Here is an 18891-nt window from a genome sequence, read left to right as displayed (position 1 = left end):
ATGCCTCTGACAGAAAGGGACGGATAGCCGGTGTCGACGCCGTTCTATGTCTCACCCCAGCAGGCGATGGCCGACCGGGCGGAATACGCCCGCAAGGGCATCGCACGCGGTCGCAGCCTGGTTGTGCTGCAGTATGCCGACGGTATTGTCTTCGTCGGCGAGAATCCGTCCCGTGCGCTGCACAAGTTCAGCGAGATCTACGACCGCATCGGTTTCGCGGCCGCGGGCAAGTACAACGAATACGAGAATCTGCGCATCGGCGGCGTCCGCTATGCCGATCTGCGCGGTTACACCTATGACCGCGACGATGTGACGGCTCGTGGCCTCGCCAATGTCTACGCCCAGACGCTCGGCACGATTTTCTCCAGCTCCGCCGAAAAGCCCTACGAGGTGGAGCTGGTCGTCGCCGAGGTCGGCGCGAGCGCGGACGGCGACCAGATCTACCGGCTGCCCCACGACGGTTCGATCGTGGACGAGCACGGCTCGGTCGCGGTCGGCGGCAACGCGGAGCAGATCAGCACCTTCCTCGACCAGCGGCACCGCGACGGGATGTCGCTCGCCGAGGCACTGAAGCTGGCCGTCCAGGCGCTGTCCAGGGACACCAACGGCGGCGAGCGGGAGATCCCCGCGGAGCGGCTGGAGGTCGCGGTCCTGGACCGTACGCGACCGCAGCAGCGCAAGTTCAAGCGGATCGTCGGTCGCCAGCTCTCCCGCCTGCTGGAGGCGGACGGTGCGGCGTCCACCCCGACGGACGCTCCCTCGGACATCGAGGAGGCGGAGGACACCGACGAGTGACCGGTGTGTTCCCGCCTGTGCCCCGGCCCGCGCCCGCGGACCGGGGCACAAGCGCGTAAGAGCCCCTGCGATCAGCTGGTCGGCGTGGCGCGGCGCGACCCGGCCCCCGCCGTGGTGCGCTCAGGGGCCCGATATCGGGGGCGGCGGCGCTGTCGAGGCGCGGACCACCAGGCGTACCGGCAGGTCGCCGGTCTCCGGCCGCTGTCCGTCCAGGACCGCCAGCAGCGCCGACATGCCGCGCTCGCCGATCCGCTCGGCAGGCAGCCGTACGGTGGTCAGCTCCGGCTCCACCGCCGTCGCGAGGGCCAGATCGTCGAAGCCGGTGACGGAGACGTCCTCGGGTACCCGCAGGCCGAGCCTGCGCACCGCCTTGCAGGCTCCCGCGGCCAGGATGTCGTCGTCGCAGACCAGCGCCGTGGGCCGGGGGCCAGGCGCGGTCAGGGCGCGTTCCACGACCTCCCGCGCGGCGCCCACCTCCAGCGGTGCGTGGACGGTCCGTACGGCAGCGTCGGGGACGTCGCGTACCGCACCGGCCAGCGCGTCGGCGCGTACGTCGAAGGTCCAGGAGGCGATCGCGGAGGCGAGATGGACCAGGCGCCGGTGGCCGAGACCGAGCAGATGTTCCGTCACCTGCCGCATGCCGTCGGCGATATCCAGATTCACCCGGGCGGCGGCCCCGGGCGCCGCCGGATCGCTGTCCAGCATCACCAGCGGCAGGTCCGCGCCGTCCGCGCCGCGGATCGCGTCCAGCGCGTCGGTCGCCATCGAGGAGGCGATCACCCCGTCCAGCGCGGCTCGCGCCGAGGCGAAGGGGTCCCTGGCGGGCCCCACTCCGGCGGGGGAGGGGTAGAGGACCACCCCGAAGCCGTGCTCGCCGGCGACCTCGGCCGCGCCCGTGTAGACCCGGGCGAAGAACTCGTTGGTGAGCGCGGGCACGACCAGGAGCGCCGTCCTGGTCCGGCCCAGCCGCAGATTGCGGGCCGCGAGATTGGGGCGGTAGCCGAGCGCGCGCGCCGCCTCCCGCACCAGCCCGGCGGTCCGCTCCGAGACCCGGCCGCGCCACTTGTCGGCGAGTACGAGAGAGACCGTGGCCTGGGACACGCCCGCGACCCGTGCCACATCTCTGCTGGTGGGCCGGGCGGACTGCTCTGTCATGGTTGCCGTTCTCCGTCGCGCGGTGTGATCGCGGGTGGACCCGCGGACTGCGCACATGGTACGTATGACGCTCGACGTTATACGTAAAACCCCGGTCGGGCCGGGGCGACCTGAGGAAGAGGGGCGGGACATGGCCACGGGCTATGTGGACATTCTCAAGGCGCCGCATGCCGCACGGCTGCTCACCGGGACGCTCGTGGGCCGGCTGCCGAGCGCCACCGGGCACATCGCGATCGTCATGTTCACGCGCGCCGAGGGCGGCAGCTACACGCTCGCCGGCGCCTTCGCGGCCGTGTACGGCGTCGCCATGGCCATCGGTCAGCCGCTGCTCGGCCGGGCCGTGGACCTGTTCGGGCAGCCCCGGGTGCAGCTCCCCGCGGCCGTGGTCTCCGCGCTGGGCATGGTCCTCTTCGCCGCCGTCGGAACGGACGCTCTGCTGCCCGCCTACGCGGCCGTGGTGATCGGTGGCTTCTTCACCCCGCCGCTGGAGGGCGGGCTGCGGGCGCTGTGGCCCAACGTCCTGGGGGGTGACGACCGGGTGCACCGGGCGTACGCCATGGACGCCGTGGCCCAGGAAGTCATGTTCACCGCAGGCCCGCTGCTCGTCACCGTACTGGTCGCGCTCTGGTCCCCGGCCGCCGCGCTCCTGGTCATCAACGCGATCGGGGTGTGCGGCGCGCTCTCCGTCATCCTGTCCGGGCCCTCCCGGGCCTGGCGGTCCGCACCGCGCGAGGCGCACTGGCTCGGTGCCCTGCGCTCGCCCGGACTCCTCGCCCTGCTGAGCGCGTTCCTCTTCGTCGGTATGGCCATGGGCTCGATCACGGTCGCGGGCATCGCCTACGCCGACGACCACGGCCGTGAGTCCATCTACGGCTGGCTGATGGCGGCACTCGGGCTCGGCGCGCTGGTCGGCGGCATGGCGTACGGAGCCCGCGAGTGGGCCGGCACCCCCGAGCGCCGGCTCCGGGCGATCGTCGCCCTGCTGGCCCTCTGCTATCTGCCGTTGACGCTCACGCCGGGCGTGGCCGCGATGACCGTGCTCTGCGCCGTCGCCGGAGTCTTCCTGGCGCCCGCGCTCGCCTGTGCCTTCGTGGTCGTCGACCGGCACGCTCCCCGGGGCACCGTCACCGAGGCGTTCTCCTGGCTCGTCACCACCTTCGGCGTCGGCGCCTCGCTCGGAACGGCCGTGGCGGGCCCGGCCGTCGAGATCGGCGGTACGCCCGCGAGCTTCGGGGTCGCGGGGGCCGGAGGGATCGCGGCCCTGCTGGTGCTGCTGGCCACTCGGCGGGCCCTCGCGGATCCGATCAGTCCGTCGAATGCCACACCCTCGACGGAAAATGATCGAAGCGGGGCGGCCGAACCCGGTTTCAGCTCAGGCCATCAGGCGTAATGTTCAGACATGGACCGCCGCATTTTCGGGCTGGAGAACGAGTACGGCGTCACGTGCACGTTCAGGGGACAGCGCCGACTGTCACCTGACGAAGTGGCGCGCTACCTCTTCCGCCGTGTTGTCTCATGGGGCCGCAGCAGCAATGTCTTCCTGCGGAACGGTGCCCGTCTCTACCTCGACGTGGGTTCGCATCCGGAATACGCAACTCCCGAATGCGACAACATCTCCGAGCTGGTCACGCACGACAAAGCGGGCGAACGCATTCTCGAAGGCCTGCTCGTCGACGCCGAACGCCGCCTGCACGAGGAGGGAATCGCGGGCGACGTCTATCTCTTCAAGAACAACACCGACTCGGCGGGAAACTCCTACGGCTGCCACGAGAACTATCTCGTCGCCCGCCACGGAGAGTTCTCCCGGCTCGCGGACATCCTCATCCCCTTCCTCGTCACCCGGCAGCTGCTCTGCGGCGCCGGCAAGGTGCTCCAGACCCCGCGGGGTGCCGTCTACTGCGTCAGCCAGCGGGCCGAGCACATCTGGGAGGGCGTCAGCTCCGCCACCACGCGCTCCCGCCCGATCATCAACACCCGCGACGAGCCGCACGCCGACGCGGAGCGTTACCGCCGTCTGCATGTCATCGTCGGTGACTCGAACATGTCCGAAACGACCATGCTGCTCAAGGTCGGCGCCACCGATCTCGTGCTGCGCATGATCGAGGCGGGCACGGTGATGCGTGATCTGACCCTGGAGAACCCGATCCGGGCGATCCGGGAGGTCAGCCACGACCTCACCGGCCGGCGCAAGGTGCGCCTGGCGAGCGGCCGGGAGGCCTCCGCTCTGGAGGTCCAGCGGGAGTACTACGAGAAGGCCGTGGACTTCGTGGACCGGCGGGGCATCCGCACCGGCACCGTCGCACAGGTCCTGGAGCTCTGGGGCCGCACGCTCGACGCGATCGAGGCGGAGGACCTCGACCGTATCTCCACCGAGATCGACTGGGTCATGAAGTACCAGCTCATCGAGCGGTACCGGGCCAAGCACAACATGACCATGTCGCATCCGAGGGTCGCTCAGATAGACCTCGCCTACCACGACATCCACCGCCGTCGCGGTCTCTATTACCTGCTGGAGAAGAAGGGCCAGGCCGCCCGGATCTGCAACGACCTGAAGATCTTCGAGGGCAAGTCCGTGCCCCCGCAGACCACCAGGGCGCGACTGCGCGGCGATTTCATCCGCCGTGCCCAGGAGCAGCGCAGGGACTTCACCGTCGACTGGGTGCACCTCAAGCTCAATGACCAGGCACAGCGCACGGTGCTCTGCAAAGACCCGTTCCGGTCTGTCGACGACCGGGTGGAAAAGCTGATCGCCGGTATGTGATCCGGTATGTCTGGCGGTATGTCAGCAGGCGTGTGACACGCATTGGTGGAATGCGGACCGGGCCCCGTACGTATCGCGTACGGGGCCCTCGCCACGCCTTAGAGTGTCGGGCAACTACTGTGCCGTCTGAGATCTGAGGAACACGTGCGCCGACTTGCCGGCCTGATCGTCGTCCCCTTGCTGCTGCTGTCGACAGCGGCTTGCGGAGACAGCGGAGGCTCCGACTCCACCTCGTCCAAGAACGGGCTTCCCGCGGTCACCGCGGGAAGCAAGTTCGGTCAGAAGCCGACCCTCGAGAAGGGGGAGGGGAGCCCGCCCAAGAAGCTGACGGTCGATGTCCTCAGCAAGGGGGACGGCGCCACGGTCAAGAAGGGTGAAGCGCTCCAGGTCAACTACCTCGGTCAGAGCTGGGACTCCGCCAAGCCGTTCGACAACAGCTTCGACCGCAAGCAGCCCCTCGACCTGACCCTCGGTGCCGGACAGGTCATCAAGGGCTGGGACCAGGGTCTCGAGGGCCAGAAGGTCGGCAGCCGCGTCGAGTTGGGGATCCCGCCGGAGCTCGGTTACGGAGCCCAGGGCCAGGGCGACATCAAGCCCAACGCCACGCTGGTCTTCGTCGTCGACATCGTGAAGGCGACCCAGGTCCCGAAGTCCGCCAAGGGCTCGGAGGTCGCGCAGGACGATGCCGACCTGCCGAAGGTGGGGACCAACGACGACGGCAAGGAGCCGACGGTCACGATCCCGAAGAGCGACCCGCCCAAGAAGCTGGTCTCCAACTACGTGCTGGAGAGCAAGGGCGCGGAGGTCAAGGCCTCGGACACGGTCGTGCTGAACTACAGCGCGTACATCTGGAAGGGCCGCAAGCAGTTCGACAGCACGTACAAGACGGGCCGTACCGCGACCTTCCCGCTGCCGCAGCTGACCCTGAAGGGTCTCAAGACAGGTGTGGTCGACAAGAAGGTGGGCAGCAGGGTTCTCATCGTCCTTCCGCCGGACCAGGCCTTCGGCGACCAGGAGCAGCAGGGCATCCCGAAGAACTCCACGCTGGTGTTCGCGGTGGACATCCTGGCGAAGGTGTAACACTGTCCCGGTTGCCCAGTTCATCATTTAGAGGAGCAGTTCAGTGAGCATCGACAAGCCCGAGGTCGACTTCCCGGGTGGCGAGCCGCCGGCCGATCTGGAGATCAAGGACATCACCGAAGGCGACGGCGCGGTGGCCAAGGCGGGCGACACCGTGTCCGTCCACTACGTGGGCGTGTCCTTCTCCACCGGCGAAGAGTTCGACGCCTCCTGGAACCGCGGCACCCCGCTCCAGTTCCAGCTCGGCGCCGGCCAGGTCATCGCAGGCTGGGACCAGGGCGTGCAGGGCATGAAGGTCGGCGGCCGCCGGCAGCTGACCATCCCCGCGCACCTCGCGTACGGCGACCGCGGCGCCGGTGGCGGCCGTATCGCCCCGGGCGAGACGCTGATCTTCGTCTGCGATCTGATCGCGGTCTGATCATGTCCGGCTGATCGCTTTGCTTTCGATCAGGTGATCAGGTCCGGACACCCTGAGGGCCCACGCCGTCCGGCGTGGGCCCTCGGCCGTGCCCGGACGGTTGCCCGGACCATGGCCACGACTTTGCCCCGACACCCGGGGGCGGTACGGTCAGCGGGCGGATGCGGCACGATCAAGTGGGGTGTAAGGCGTCGATGGCGATTGCCAAAGCCGAGCGGCTGATGAATCTGGCGCTGTGCCTGCTCGGGACCCGGCGTCCGCTCAGCAAGCGTGAGTTGCGTGAATCCATCGAGGCCTACCTCGAAGCGGGCACCGACGACTCCTTCAACCGGATGTTCGAGCGCGACAAGGACGATCTGCGCGAACTGGGCCTGGTCATCGAGACAGTGGAGAACCTGGACGGGGAGACCGGTTATCTCGCCCGCCGTGACAGCAACCGGCTGCCCGCCATCACGCTCGACGCCGAAGAGGCCGCCGCCCTCGGACTCGCCGCCAAGGTCTGGCAGCAGGCCCGGCTGGCAGGCGCGGCGAGCGGCGCCCTCCAGAAGCTCCGCGCCGCCGGAATGCCCGAGGCGGAGGACTCGTACGAGGCACACCACAGCGCCCTCGAACCGCGCATCCCCGTCCACGAGGCCGCGTTCGAACCGCTGATGCTCGCCTGCCGCGACCGGCGCCCCGTCGTCTTCGACTACCGCAAGGCCAACGCCGCCCGCCCCGAGCAGCGCCAGGTCGAGCCCTGGACGCTGGAGTGCTGGCGCGGCCACTGGTATCTGGCCGGCTGGGACCGCGACCGCGGCGCCGAGCGCGTCTTCCGGCTCTCGCGCATCACCGGCAAGGTCCGTTCCCGCGCCGGGGTCTTCGGCGCGCCCGTGCCCGACGTGGTCACCGTGCGGGAGACCGTGGAGAGCTGGGCGGGAGAGACCGCGACCCGCTCCGCACTGATCAAGCTCCGTTCTGGATGCGGCTACCCGCTGCGTTCCAAGGCGCTGTCGTCGAGAGAGCTGGGCGACGGCTGGGACGAACTGGAGATCCCGTACGGCCACGGTCTCGACGCCTGGCTCGTGGAGTTCGGGCCGGACGTGGTCGTACTGGAGCCCGCGGATCTGCGGGCGGACGTCGTGGACCGGCTGCGCGCCGTGGCCAAGGGCTGAGGGGGCTCGTACACACCATGGCAACCAACGCCATCGACCAGACCCGGCGGATGCTCTCGCTGGTGACCTATCTGCGGGAGCGCCCCGGCGCCCACGTCAGCGATGTCGCCCGCGCCTTCGGTATCAGCGAGGACCAGCTGATCTCCGACCTCGACGTCCTTCCCATGTGCGGGACCAGCTTCCGCGGCGGCGATCTGCTCGACATCGACACCGACGGCGACCGGATCTGGTGGCACAACGCGGACGATGTCGCCGAGCCGCTGCGGCTGGCCGCCGACGAGGCGACCGCACTGCTCGTCGCGGCCCGCGCCGTCGCCACCCTGCCGGGGCTGCGTGAGGGCGACCGGCAGGCGCTGCTGCGCGCCACCGCAAAGCTGGAGACCGCGGCCGGGGAAGCGGCGGGCGCCAGCGCCCGGCTCTCGGTGACCTTCGAGGCCGAGGGCGGGGTGTTCGCCGACGTCGACCGCGCCATCTCCGAGCGCCGCAGGCTGTGGCTGCGCTACTACTCCCCGGCGCGGGACGAGCTGACCGAGCGCGAGGTCGACCCGATCCGGCTGTTTGCCGTGGGCCACACCTATATGGAGGCCTGGTGCCGGCTCTCCGAGGCGCGGCGTACGTTCCGGCTCGACCGGGTCGCCGAGATCAAGCTGCTGGACGCACCGGCGGCGCCCCCGGAGCTGGAGCTCCGGGATCTGTCGGAAGGGCTGGTGCAGCCGTCGGCGGAGGATCCCGAGGTGGTGGTCGAGGTCGGCCCCGGTGGCCGGTGGGTGGCGGAGTACTACCCGCACGACTCCGCGGTCGAGCTTCCCGACGGCGGTCTGCGCATCACCCTGCGCACCTCCGTGCCCACCTCGCTGAGACGCCTCGCGCTACGGCTCGGCGGGGACGGACGGATCGTGTCCCCGCCGGATCTGGCGGAGAGCGCACGGCTGGCGGCCGGTGACGCGCTCGCGGCGTATGACGTCCAGCAGTGAACGGCTCAGTGGTGAACGGCTCAGTGGTGAACGGCCGGGGACAAGGAGAGCCAAGAACTATGTCGGCGATAACTGGACTGCCAGGATTCTCGACCGTCGTCCCGGTCCTCTTCAGAGCGGCCTGTCCCGAGTGCCGCGCCCGGTTCGAGCTCTCGGCGGGCGCGCTGCGCCTGGCGATCGGGGCCAGCCGGAAGACCACCTTCTACTCCTTCACCTGCCCCGAGTGCGAGACCGCGGTGCGCAAGCCCGCCGGTGAGCGGATCATCGAACTCCTCACCGGCGGTGGTGTGCGGACGCTGCGCCTCCACTCGACGGTCTAGCGGCTTTCCGCGCGGTCCTTCCGTGCCGATCTTCCGTGTTGTTCTTCCGCGAGGTCCTTTCAAGCAGTTTCACGCAGTCTCAAGCAGCCCTCGGATCCAGCGGTCCGGGGATGAGAAGTCTCTGAGAACGGTCTAGGTTCTGCCCATGTTCTGGCCCATGCTCGCCATCGCCCTGGGGTTCTGCGGTATCGCCGTACTCGGGGTCCTGGCGATCCGTGTCTTCCTCGAAGCCCAGCGGCTCGGCCGCCAGGTCGCCGCCACCACGGACCGGATCAACCGGGCCGCCGAGGACCTGGAACGTGCGGCCACCCGGCTGGCCTCGACCGGAGACGCGCTGCGGTAGCGCGGGCGGCGGCTTGTGCGGATGGTGGCTTGTGCGGGTGGTGGCGGCTCGCGGTGGCGGGCGTGCCGACCGCCTTGGGGGACGGCCGTGGAGACGGCCTCGGGGGAGGCTGACGCCCTCTCCTCCGGGACCGGCCCGGACGGTACGCTGACGATCGTGGCCTGGACGGTGAGGTGACGGCCGCCGCCGGGAGTATGCACGGGCATTGCCCCACGTTTACTCCTGCGGGTTACGATCGCTGGCAGCGCCATTGCCGGACACCGGGTCCGGTTGTACGGGCAGCCCCACCCCAGCCGCCTCTGTGAGAAGGAAGTCGCACATGATCGGCAATCTGAAGCCGCTCGAGATCGTTCTGATCATCGTTGTCATCCTGTTGCTGTTCGGTGCCAAGAAGCTTCCTGACATGGCGCGTTCGCTCGGCAAGTCGGCCCGCATCCTCAAGAGCGAGGCCAAGGCCATGAAGAAGGACGACGACAAGTCGGCCCCCGTCGCCGAACAGACCGCCGACACCACCGCCCAGCAGCCGGCCGCTCCGCGGACGATCCAGGCGTTCCCCGGCGATGTCGCCGGCGCTCGTCCGGTCAACGAGCCGAACCGCACCACCCAGAGCTGACTGACGCGTTCTTCACTGACGGCCGCTGTTTTCACGAGACGAGGGACGCGGGTTGCTCAAGTCTGCCCCGAAGCAGGAGAGAGACGCGGAAGGGCGTATGCCTCTCGCGGAGCACCTGCGTGAGCTGCGAAATCGCCTGCTGAAGGCGGTGCTGGCCATTCTGGTCATCACCGTCGTCGCAGCCTTCTACTACAAGGAACTGATCGACTTCATGATGAAGCCGATCCTCGACTCGGTGGGCTGCGTCGACGGATCCTTGAAGCAGAAGAACGGTGAGCCGTGCGCGGACATGACCGTGAATGGTCTGATCTCGCCCTTCTCCATCGCCCTGAAGGTCTCTCTCGTCTCGGGCCTGGTGCTGGCCACGCCGGTCTGGCTCTACCAACTCTGGGGTTTCCTCGCGCCCGGCCTGCACAGTCACGAGAAGAAGTACGCGCTGTCCTTCGTCGGCATAGGCGTACCGCTCTTCCTCAGTGGCGCCGTTCTCGCCTACCAGATCCTGCCCCAGACAGCCACGATCATGCTCGGCTTCACCCCTGAACAGGCCCGCAACCTCCTGCCGCTGGACGAGTATCTCGACCTCGTGGTGCGCATGGTCATCATCTTCGGGCTGGCCTTCGAGCTGCCTCTGCTGCTGGTGCTGCTCAACTTCACCGGTGTGCTGTCGGCGAAGAGGCTGGTCGGCTGGTGGCGGGGCTTTGTGATGGGCATCACCGTCTTCGCGGCCTTCGCGACCCCGACCGGTGATCCGCTCACGATGCTGATGCTGGCCGGCCCCATTGTCGTCCTCTACTTCCTGGCACTGGGCGTCTGCATGCTCAACGACCGGCGGCGCAGGCGGAACAACCCGGACGCGGACCTCGATGACGACGAGGCCTCGGACCTGGACCTGACTCCCGAGGACATCGACGCGGTCGGCTCCGTATCCTCGCGGCCCGCGCTTCCCGGGCAGTCGGACGGCGGCCGGACGAACCGGCTGAACGGTTACGACGACATCACCTGATCTTGTGGGGTCCGCCGTGCGCCGCCCGTCGGTGCACGGCGGACCCTGCGGCGAGCAATCCGAGCACGGTCGACAGTGGTCGCGGCCGGGGGCCGCTGATCGACACAGCCGGCGCCCCGGAGGCGAACCGAGCCCCAGAAAAGAGGGGCCTCTAAAGATCGCGCCGACTGTCAGAGGTGGCGGGTAGGCTCGATCGCAAGATGACTGAGGACCTCTCACCTGCCGAGCGCTACGCCGCTGCCCGGATCCGCGCCGCCGAGCAGGCCACGGCGTTCGCTCCCTTCCGCGAGATGTACGACTTCGGTCTGGACCCCTTCCAGATCGAGGCCTGCCAGGCCCTGGAAGCCGGGAAGGGCGTGCTGGTCGCGGCGCCCACCGGCTCGGGCAAGACGATCGTCGGCGAATTCGCCGTGCACCTGGCCCTGACCGAGGGCCGCAAATGTTTCTACACCACGCCGATCAAGGCACTCTCCAACCAGAAGTACGCGGACCTGGCCAAGCGCTACGGCGCGGACAAGGTCGGCCTGCTGACCGGCGACAACAGCGTCAATTCCGATGCTCCGGTGGTCGTCATGACCACCGAAGTGCTCCGCAACATGCTCTACGCGGGCTCGCAGTCGCTCCTCGGGCTCGGCTATGTGGTCATGGACGAGGTGCACTACCTCTCCGACCGCTTCCGGGGCGCCGTCTGGGAAGAGGTGATCATCCACCTCCCCGAGTCGGTCACGCTCGTGTCGCTCTCGGCGACCGTCTCCAACGCCGAGGAGTTCGGCGACTGGCTGGACACCGTCCGGGGTGACACCGAGGTGATCGTCTCCGAGCACCGGCCCGTGCCGCTCTGGCAGCACGTGATGGCCGGACGCCGGATGTACGACCTCTTCGAGGAGGAGACCGACCACGGCGGCCGTGGCGGGGGCCGGCGTGAGGTCAATCCCGATCTTGTCCGGCTGGCCCGGATGGAGAATCAGCGCACCTACAACCCGCGTGAGCGCCGGCGCGGGAAGATGATCCGCGAGGCGGACCGGGAACGCGAGCGCCGGCAGCGTAGCCGGATCTGGACGCCCGCCAGGCCCGAGGTCATCGAGCGGCTCGACGCCGAGGGCCTGCTGCCCGCGATCACCTTCATCTTCAGCCGGGCCGGCTGCGAGGCCGCCGTACAGCAGTGCATGTACGCGGGCCTGCGGCTCAACAACGACGACGCCCGGCGGCGGGTCCGCGAGATCGTCGAGGAGCGCACGGCCTCCATCCCCGGTGAGGACCTCCATGTCCTCGGCTATTACGAATGGCTGGAGGGCCTGGAGCGGGGCATCGCCGCGCACCACGCGGGGATGCTGCCGACCTTCAAGGAGGTCGTCGAGGAGCTGTTCGTCCGGGGCCTGGTCAAGGCGGTCTTCGCCACCGAGACCCTGGCGCTCGGCATCAACATGCCGGCCAGGTCCGTGGTGCTGGAGAAGCTCGTCAAGTGGAACGGGGAGCAGCACGCCGACATCACCCCCGGTGAGTACACCCAGCTGACCGGCCGGGCAGGACGCCGGGGGATCGACGTCGAAGGCCATGCCGTGGTGCTCTGGCAGCGCGGTATGGATCCGGGCGCGCTCGCCGGACTCGCCGGGACCCGGACGTATCCGCTCCGCTCCAGCTTCCGGCCCTCGTACAACATGGCCGTGAACCTGGTCCAGCAGTTCGGCCGGCACCGTTCGCGCGAGCTGCTGGAGACCTCCTTCGCCCAGTTCCAGGCCGACAAGTCGGTCGTCGGGATCTCCCGGCAGGTGCAGAAGAACGAAGAAGGGCTCGATGGCTACCGGGCGGGCATGACCTGCCACTTGGGGAATTTCGAGGAGTACGCGCGGCTGCGCCGCGATCTCAAGGACCGCGAGACCGAGCTGGCCAAACAGGGCGCGGCGCAGCGCCGGGTCGCCGCCGCCTCGTCGCTGGAGAAGCTCAAGCCGGGCGACATCATCCATGTCCCGACCGGCAAGTTCGCCGGCCTCGCGCTGGTGCTCGACCCCGGGCTGCCGGCAGGGCGTGCCAACGGACACCGCGGATTCGAGCACCAGGACGGGCCGAGGCCGCTGGTGCTCACCGCCGAGCGGCAGGTCAAACGACTGGCGTCGATCGACTTCCCGGTGCCGGTGGAGGCGCTGGAGCGGATGAGGATCCCCAAGTCGTTCAACGCGCGCTCGCCGCAGTCGCGCCGCGATCTGGCGTCCGCGCTGCGCACCAAGGCCGGACACGTCGTGCCCGAGCGGCACCGTAAGCAGCGCGCGCCCGCCGCCGACGACCGGGAGATCGCCCGGCTCCGTACGGAGCTGCGCGCCCACCCCTGCCACGGCTGCGACGAGCGCGAGGACCACGCCCGCTGGGCCGAGCGTTACCACCGGCTCCAGCGGGACACCCGTCAGCTGGAGCGCCGGATCGAGGGGCGGACGAACACCATCGCCCGCACCTTCGACCGGATCGTGGCGCTCCTCACCGAGCTGGACTATCTGCGCGGCAACGAGGTCACCGAGCACGGCAAGCGGCTGGCCAGGCTCTACGGTGAGCTGGATCTTCTCGCCAGCGAGTGCCTGCGCGACCGGGTGTGGGAAGGGCTGGGCCCGGCCGAACTGGCCGCCTGCGTATCGGCGTTGGTGTACGAGGCCCGGCAGTCCGACGACGCGGTGGCGCCCAAGGTCCCGTCGGGCGCGGCGAAGACCGCGCTGGGCGAGATGGTCCGTATCTGGGGGCGGCTCGACGCTCTGGAAGAGGACCTGAAGATCAGTCAGACGGAGGGGGTCGGGCAGCGCGAGCCCGATGTCGGTTTCGCCTGGGCGGTCTACATGTGGGCGTCCGGCAAGGGGCTGGACGAGGTGCTGCGCGAGGCGGAGATGCCGGCCGGCGACTTCGTGCGCTGCTGCAAGCAGGTCATCGATGTGCTGGGCCAGATCGCGGCGGCCGCGCCGCGCGACAACAGCACGGTCGCGAAGAACGCCCGCAAGGCGGTCGAGGCGGTGCTGCGCGGAGTGGTGGCGTACAGCTCGGTGGGATGACGGCCGTACGGGTCTACGGGCAGGGCGGTGAGGCTGCACCCGCGATACGCAGCAGGGCCCCGTCGGGATGATCCGACGGGGCCCGTGCGTTGTCCGCGCGTGCCTGCGCGTTGTCTCCGCGTGTCTGCGCCTCCCCGTCTGCCTGCGCCCGCCCGTCTGTCTGCTCGCGGGGCAGGATCTAGCCGACTCCCCGGGCCCGTACGAAGCGGTCCCTGCCCTCATCGAGGTCCACGATCGGGTCCGGATAGTCCAATCGGGCCCGGTCCGGGGCCGGCAGCTTCCACGGCTGATGGACGGCCGGCCCTTTCAGCCCGGCCAACTCCGGCACCCAGCGCCGTACATAGTCGCCACGCGGATCGAACCTCCTCGCCTGGGCAAGCGGGTTGAGGACCCGGTTCGGGCGGGTGTCCGTGCCGGTGCCCGCCGCCCACTGCCAGTTGAGCTGGTTGTTGGCGAGGTCCCCGTCCACGAGCAGATCCAGGAAGTGCCGCGCGCCGACCCGCCAGTCCACGTACAGCGTCTTGGTGAGGAAACTCGCCACCAGCAGCCGCCCCCGGTTGTGCATCCAGCCCTCGTGGAGGAGCTGGCGCATGGCCGCGTCGACCACCGGATAGCCGGTGCGGCCCTCGCGCCAGGCCGCGATCTCCTTCTCGTCCGTACGCCAACGGTCGCCGCGCGCCCGGTAGTCCGACCACGCGGACCGCGGCCGGGCCGCGAGCACCTGGTGATGGAAGTCCCGCCAGGCCAGCTGCCGCAGGAAGGACGCCGGGCCCACGCCCCGTGTCCGATCGGCCCGGTGCGCCAGTTCCACCGGGGAGAGGCAGCCGAAATGGAGATAGGGGGAGAGCCGGGACGTCGCGTCGCCGGGGAGGTCGTCGTGCCGGTCCTCGTACGACTCGATACCCCCGCCGAGCCAGGACGACAGGCGCTTTCGGGCCACGGCCTCACCGCCCTCGGCGAGGCCGGGCGAGACCCCCTTGACCGCGGCGCGCTCCGGCAGCGGTTCGCTGTCGACCGCGGGGACCCGCACCGCCCTGGGCGCCGTCATCACCGCACGCCGACCCGTCTCCTCCCAGCGGCGGAAGTACGGGGTGAAGACCGCGAAGTGATCCTTGCCCGCCGGGGTGATCTGGCCCGGCGGTACCACCGTGACGACCGCGTCGTGCGCGACCAGCGCGCATCCCACGCCCGCCAGCTCCGTGCGGAGCCGCTCCTCCCTGCGTACGGCGTACCGGCTCACCCCGGCCGCGACATGGACCTCCCGGGCGCCGCTCGCGCGCACCACCCGGCAGACCTGCTCGCACACGTCCCCCGTACGGATGATCAGCCGGCCGCCGCGCTCGCGCAGTCCGGCGTCCAGCGCGGCCAGGCAGTCGGCCAGGAACGCCAGCCGGTTGGGGGCGTCGAAGCCCGCCTCCGTCACCCCCGTATCGCGCACGAACAGCGGGATCACCTCGTCGGCGCCGCTCAGCGCGGCGCGCAGCACCGGCTGGTCGTGGACCCGCAGATCGGAGGTGAAGAGGACGACGGCAACGCTCATGTACGTGTCCTGTCTGTGTGCGCCTGCGCGTCCGGGCAGCCGTGTCGTGTGCCTTTACACGCCCTTACGCGTCCTTACACGCCTGGGAAGTTCATCAGCGCCAGTGGAGTGGAGGTGGGCTGCGCGGAGCCGCCCGCCGGTTCCACCGTGATGCCCATACCCGAGGCCGCGCCAACGGGACCGGCCATCAGGACGGCGTCCGAACCGGTCACGGAGTCCATCAGGCCCGCGTCCCGCATCGTTCCGCCGTCGCTGTACCAGAGCTGGTAGACCTTGCCACTGGGGGGTTTCGGCATCCCGGACGCGAGGAACGCGGCCTTGTTCCGGCTGGGGGAGACGACCACGGTGCCGGTCGCGCCGTCCGTCAGCCTCCCCGTGGTGATCTTTGCGTCCGGGGCGGCGAGCACGAGGGCCAGCGCGTCGGACCGTTGCCGCGACGCCTCTGCCTGCTGCTGTGCGTCCTCTGCCTCCTGGTACTGCCATACGGCGACTCCGCCGAAGGCCGCCGCGGCGGCCAGGCAGGCCGCCAGGGTGAAGCGGGACAACGAGCGGCCTCGCCCCGCGCCGCCGCCCGAGTGGGACTGCGGGGAGAGCACCGGCGGTTCCTGGCGCTCGGTGGCGATCCGCCGGAGCACCTGCTCCTTGAGGCGGGGCGGCGGCGTCATGGCCACGGCCTGCCCCAGCCGGGCGGCGGTGGCGCTCAGTTCGCGCACCTCCTGGGCGCACGCGTGGCACGCGTTCAGATGGCGTTCGAACTCGGCGCGCTCCTGCGGGTCCAGGGCGTGCAGCGCGTAGGCACCGGTCAGTGTGTGCAGATCCGCGGTCATGCGGACACCCCCAGGCAGTCACGCAGTCGGATAAGACCGTCGCGGAGCCGGGTCTTGATCGTGCCGAGCGGGACGGACAGTAACTCGGCCACCTCCCGATAGGCCAGACCCTGGTAGTACGCCATGGTCACGGACTGGTGCTGGAGTTCGGTGAGGGTGCGCAGACAGCGGCGCACCTGCTCCCGTTCGAGACCGGCCTCCACCTGTTCGGTGACCTCGTCGTAGGCTGGGGTCCGTTCCAACAGCGCGGCCCGGTGCTCCCGGTCGCTGGACGCCTGGGCCGAGCGCACCCGGTCCACCGCGCGACGGTGGGCGAGGGTGAGTATCCAGGCCATCGCGCTGCCGCGGCTGGGCTGGAAACGGGAAGCGGTACGCCAGACCTCCAGCAGCACTTCCTGTGCCACCTCCTCCGACTGGGCGGGATCGCGCAGGACGGAGCGGACCAGGCCGAGGACGGGCCCGCAGACCACGTCGTACACGTCGGAGAAGGCGTCCTGGTCACCTCGGGCCGCCTGGACGAGCAGTTCCTGCAGATCGGGCCTCGCCGAGGCGGGCCCACCGATGTACACGGCTTCTTTCACGCGGCTTTCCTTCACGGTACGGACGGGCGTTCCGGCATCATGTCGCACGGGCAGGCGGACGCCCCGGTCACACTTCACCGAAGGGTTCGGAGCCGTGGTCGCCCTGGATTGGTCGGGAAGGGCGGGGCGCGAGACCGGCCGGCGAACGTGAGGGAACCCCGGCCGGGCAGACAGCCCGCCGCCGGGGTTCCCTCACATTCGCGGGCCCAGTCCGGGCCGTTCTCCGCTCGCCTGTGCTCCGCCACTTCGGGGACGGCTCAGGCCGTGTCCGGGACGTGCCTCAGGCCGCGGACTCCTGCTCCCGCTCCACCTGCTCGTTCCACGCGCGCTTGACGGTCCGCCATGCCTCGTCGGTCTGGCCCAGCCGCCAGTACCCGGAGATCGACAGCCGCTCGCGCGGGATGTTGCGCTCCAGCCGCAGATGACGGCGCAGGTCCTTCACGAAGCCGGCCTCGCCGTGCACGAAGGCGTGTACGTCACCGTCGGGGAAGTCCAGGCCGCGTACGGCGGCGATCAGTGCCTCGCCCACCGGTCGGTCCCCGCGGTGCAGCCAGGTGATCCCGACTCCGTCGGGCGTCGTGATCTTCTGCTCCTCCCCGGGGCCTGAGATCTCGACGAAGGCATGGACGACGGCGCCCGCCGGGACCCGCTCCAGCGACGCGGCGATCGCCGGCAGGGCGCTCTCGTCGCCGGCCAGCAGGTGCCAGTCCGCGGCGGGGTCGGGTGCGTAGAGGCCGCCAGGGCCCAGGAACCGTACGGTCTCGCCCGGCCGCACCCGCGCCGCCCAGGGCCCGGCCAGCCCCTCGTCGCCGTGTACGACGAAGTCGATCGTCATCTCCAGGGCCACCGGGTCCCAGGCGCGCACGGTGTAGGTGCGGTTGGTGGGCCACTGCTCGCGCGGGAACTCCGCGCGGATCCGATCCATGTCGAACGGCTCCGGATAGGTGACACCCTCGGCGTCGAACAGCAGCTTGACGTAATGATCGGTGGCCTCACCGGCCTGCACACCGGCCAGTCCTTCACCGCCCACGACGACGCGCACCATGTGCGGAGTGATCCACTCGGTGCGCAGAACCTGCCCCTCGTGGGTCGTCGGTGCTGTGCGGACCGGCTGTTCTGCCACGGCGGACTCCCTGACTCACTCTTACGCTGCTTAGGCTTACCTAACTTAACACTCAGTGCCGGAGTGTGGCGAGGAGACGTTGCAGCGCACCGCCGAGCCCCCACCGGGTGGCGAGCGCGTCGAGCATGGCCGGGTCGAGCGGCACCGAGGGCAGCGCCGGGTCGAAGGCGGGCAGGGGGACGTCACCCGCGACCCGAACCACCGTGGGCGCCACCGCCACGTAATCCCGGGCTCCGTCGAGCCGCTTGCGCTGGGAGGGGGTGAGCTTGGAGCGCGGATCGTCGACCGCCGCCATGATCCCGGCCAGATCGCCGAAGGCGTCGAGCAGTTTGACGGCCGTCTTCTCGCCGATACCCGGGACGCCCGGCAGTCCGTCGCTCGGGTCGCCGCGCAGCAGGGCCAGATCGAGATATCCGGCGCCGTCGACGCCGTACTTCTCCCGCAGCGCCGCTTCGTCCGTGAGCTGGAGCGTGCCCACTCCCTTGACGGGGTACAGCACCCGCACTTCCCGGGCGTCGTCGACCAGTTGGTAGAGATCGCGGTCGCCCGTGACGATGTCCACCGGGCCCGTCGCCCGGCCGGCGAGCGTGCCGATCACGTCGTCCGCCTCGTACCCCGCGACGCCTACCCGGGCGATGCCCACGGCGTCGAGCACGGCCTCGATGATGGGGACCTGCGGGGCGAGCGTGTCCGGGGTGTCCTCCTCGTCGGGTCCCTCCGCGTGCACCTCGGCCACGCGGTGGGCCTTGTACGAGGGGATCAGCTCCACCCGCCAGTCCGGCCGCCAGTCGGCGTCCATGCACGCCACCAGCTCGTCGGGACGGTGGTCGTGGACCAGGCGCCCGATGAAGTCCAGCAGGCCGCGCACCGCGTTGACCGGGGTGCCGTCCGGGGCCCGCACGGAGTCGGGGACCCCGAAATAGGCCCGGTAGTAGAGGGAAGCGGTGTCGAGGAGCATCAGGCGTCGCGTCACATCCCCGATGATGCCCCACGCCACTGACAGTCACGGGGCGTACGGAAAGTCACCGATGCCACTGAAGGTGACCGGCGGTCGCGGAGTGGTACGAAAAGGAGCCCCGCGCGCTCGCGAACGGTCGAGCCGAGTGCCGGAATCCCTCGATAAATGTGATGTGAATCACAGACTTGTTTGGCTCGTGTAAGTACGGGCAGGCGCGCAT

Annotated in this window: 18 protein-coding genes; 12 read left to right on the top strand and 6 right to left on the bottom strand. The window is 69.8% G+C overall.

All coding sequences use genetic code 11. The features are described 5' to 3' along the window. The first annotated feature begins 30 nt into the window (after positions 1-30). A complete protein-coding gene (prcA, locus tag ACIQD6_RS17725; protein WP_401883485.1) occupies positions 31-795 on the top strand; it encodes a proteasome subunit alpha in 765 nt (254 codons plus the stop codon). Between the two features lie 120 nt (positions 796-915). Here the strand turns inward: prcA and ACIQD6_RS17720 are convergent, their stop codons facing one another. Beyond that, positions 916-1950 (bottom strand): LacI family DNA-binding transcriptional regulator, encoded by a 1035-nt coding sequence (locus ACIQD6_RS17720; protein ID WP_401883482.1) that lies wholly within the window; start codon positions 1948-1950, stop codon positions 916-918. Positions 1951-2080: 130 nt separating this feature from the next. On the opposite strand from ACIQD6_RS17720, the gene ACIQD6_RS17715 reads away from it, so the two are divergent. From ACIQD6_RS17715 to ACIQD6_RS17665, 11 genes are all read left to right on the top strand, one after another. Further along, on the top strand, positions 2081-3340 hold the full coding sequence (locus ACIQD6_RS17715; RefSeq protein ID WP_401883480.1) for an MFS transporter: 1260 nt from the start codon (positions 2081-2083) through the stop codon (positions 3338-3340). Positions 3341-3349: 9 nt separating this feature from the next. Further along, positions 3350-4711, top strand: a complete 1362-nt coding sequence (gene pafA, locus ACIQD6_RS17710) for a Pup--protein ligase (RefSeq protein ID WP_401883477.1) — start codon at positions 3350-3352, stop codon at positions 4709-4711. A 144-nt stretch (positions 4712-4855) separates the two neighbouring features. Further along, positions 4856-5791: an FKBP-type peptidyl-prolyl cis-trans isomerase gene (locus ACIQD6_RS17705; RefSeq protein WP_401883475.1), complete on the top strand. Its 936-nt coding sequence runs from the start codon at positions 4856-4858 to the stop codon at positions 5789-5791. Between the two features lie 43 nt (positions 5792-5834). Further along, a complete protein-coding gene (locus ACIQD6_RS17700) occupies positions 5835-6209 on the top strand; it encodes an FKBP-type peptidyl-prolyl cis-trans isomerase (protein ID WP_401883474.1) in 375 nt (124 codons plus the stop codon). 194 nt (positions 6210-6403) lie between these two features. Next, complete coding sequence (locus tag ACIQD6_RS17695) at positions 6404-7360, top strand: helix-turn-helix transcriptional regulator (protein ID WP_401883471.1); 957 nt, start codon at positions 6404-6406, stop codon at positions 7358-7360. Between the two features lie 17 nt (positions 7361-7377). Then, positions 7378-8334 carry a helix-turn-helix transcriptional regulator gene (locus tag ACIQD6_RS17690; protein WP_401883468.1) on the top strand — a complete coding sequence of 319 codons (957 nt, stop codon included), beginning with the start codon at positions 7378-7380 and terminating at the stop codon, positions 8332-8334. A gap of 59 nt (positions 8335-8393) precedes the next feature. Continuing rightward, entirely contained in the window at positions 8394-8654 is a 261-nt protein-coding gene (locus ACIQD6_RS17685) for a hypothetical protein (RefSeq protein WP_401883465.1), read from the top strand. Positions 8655-8799: 145 nt separating this feature from the next. Beyond that, positions 8800-8997, top strand: a complete 198-nt coding sequence (locus tag ACIQD6_RS17680) for a hypothetical protein (RefSeq protein ID WP_401883463.1) — start codon at positions 8800-8802, stop codon at positions 8995-8997. A 319-nt stretch (positions 8998-9316) separates the two neighbouring features. Next, complete coding sequence (gene tatA, locus ACIQD6_RS17675) at positions 9317-9610, top strand: Sec-independent protein translocase subunit TatA (protein WP_401883461.1); 294 nt, start codon at positions 9317-9319, stop codon at positions 9608-9610. A 52-nt stretch (positions 9611-9662) separates the two neighbouring features. Next, a complete protein-coding gene (gene tatC / locus ACIQD6_RS17670; RefSeq protein WP_401883458.1) occupies positions 9663-10613 on the top strand; it encodes a twin-arginine translocase subunit TatC in 951 nt (316 codons plus the stop codon). A 200-nt stretch (positions 10614-10813) separates the two neighbouring features. Then, positions 10814-13642, top strand: a complete 2829-nt coding sequence (locus ACIQD6_RS17665) for a DEAD/DEAH box helicase (protein ID WP_401883455.1) — start codon at positions 10814-10816, stop codon at positions 13640-13642. A 178-nt stretch (positions 13643-13820) separates the two neighbouring features. Here ACIQD6_RS17665 and ACIQD6_RS17660 read toward each other — a convergent pair whose 3' ends face one another. The 5 genes from ACIQD6_RS17660 to ACIQD6_RS17640 form a co-directional block, all read right to left on the bottom strand. Continuing rightward, positions 13821-15182: a cryptochrome/photolyase family protein gene (locus ACIQD6_RS17660; RefSeq protein ID WP_401883453.1), complete on the bottom strand. Its 1362-nt coding sequence runs from the start codon at positions 15180-15182 to the stop codon at positions 13821-13823. A gap of 74 nt (positions 15183-15256) precedes the next feature. Continuing rightward, positions 15257-16009, bottom strand: coding sequence for an anti-sigma factor domain-containing protein (locus tag ACIQD6_RS17655; protein ID WP_401883451.1), 753 nt, complete (start codon positions 16007-16009; stop codon positions 15257-15259). Next, positions 16006-16590, bottom strand: a complete 585-nt coding sequence (locus tag ACIQD6_RS17650) for a sigma-70 family RNA polymerase sigma factor (RefSeq protein ID WP_401883449.1) — start codon at positions 16588-16590, stop codon at positions 16006-16008. Before ACIQD6_RS17650 ends, ACIQD6_RS17655 begins: the two co-directional genes overlap by 4 nt. Before the next feature lie 280 nt (positions 16591-16870). After that, positions 16871-17713: a siderophore-interacting protein gene (locus ACIQD6_RS17645; protein WP_401883447.1), complete on the bottom strand. Its 843-nt coding sequence runs from the start codon at positions 17711-17713 to the stop codon at positions 16871-16873. 52 nt (positions 17714-17765) lie between these two features. Next, positions 17766-18671 (bottom strand): 5'-3' exonuclease H3TH domain-containing protein, encoded by a 906-nt coding sequence (locus ACIQD6_RS17640; protein WP_401883799.1) that lies wholly within the window; start codon positions 18669-18671, stop codon positions 17766-17768. Between the last annotated feature and the right edge of the window lie 220 nt (positions 18672-18891).

The organism is Streptomyces sp. NPDC088400 (genome assembly GCF_044753355.1).
In the GTDB taxonomy this organism is placed as follows: Bacteria; Actinomycetota; Actinomycetes; order Streptomycetales; family Streptomycetaceae; genus Streptomyces.
Note: the sequence above shows the minus strand (reverse complement) of the source record. Positions and strands in the feature narration are given on the sequence as shown.

Bases quoted from the DNA above. Each gene is read 5' to 3' on its own strand.
- ACIQD6_RS17720 (WP_401883482.1), bottom strand. From the start codon at position 1,950: ATGACAGAGCAGTCCGCCCGGCCCACCAGCAGAGATGTGGCACGGGTC.
- ACIQD6_RS17715 (WP_401883480.1), top strand. From the start codon at position 2,081: ATGGCCACGGGCTATGTGGACATTCTCAAGGCGCCGCATGCCGCACGG.
- pafA (WP_401883477.1), top strand. From the start codon at position 3,350: ATGGACCGCCGCATTTTCGGGCTGGAGAACGAGTACGGCGTCACGTGC.
- ACIQD6_RS17695 (WP_401883471.1), top strand. From the start codon at position 6,404: ATGGCGATTGCCAAAGCCGAGCGGCTGATGAATCTGGCGCTGTGCCTG.
- ACIQD6_RS17690 (WP_401883468.1), top strand. From the start codon at position 7,378: ATGGCAACCAACGCCATCGACCAGACCCGGCGGATGCTCTCGCTGGTG.
- ACIQD6_RS17685 (WP_401883465.1), top strand. From the start codon at position 8,394: ATGTCGGCGATAACTGGACTGCCAGGATTCTCGACCGTCGTCCCGGTC.
- ACIQD6_RS17680 (WP_401883463.1), top strand. From the start codon at position 8,800: ATGTTCTGGCCCATGCTCGCCATCGCCCTGGGGTTCTGCGGTATCGCC.
- tatA (WP_401883461.1), top strand. From the start codon at position 9,317: ATGATCGGCAATCTGAAGCCGCTCGAGATCGTTCTGATCATCGTTGTC.
- ACIQD6_RS17665 (WP_401883455.1), top strand. From the start codon at position 10,814: ATGACTGAGGACCTCTCACCTGCCGAGCGCTACGCCGCTGCCCGGATC.
- ACIQD6_RS17660 (WP_401883453.1), bottom strand. From the start codon at position 15,182: ATGAGCGTTGCCGTCGTCCTCTTCACCTCCGATCTGCGGGTCCACGAC.
- ACIQD6_RS17655 (WP_401883451.1), bottom strand. From the start codon at position 16,009: ATGACCGCGGATCTGCACACACTGACCGGTGCCTACGCGCTGCACGCC.
- ACIQD6_RS17640 (WP_401883799.1), bottom strand. From the start codon at position 18,671: ATGCTCCTCGACACCGCTTCCCTCTACTACCGGGCCTATTTCGGGGTC.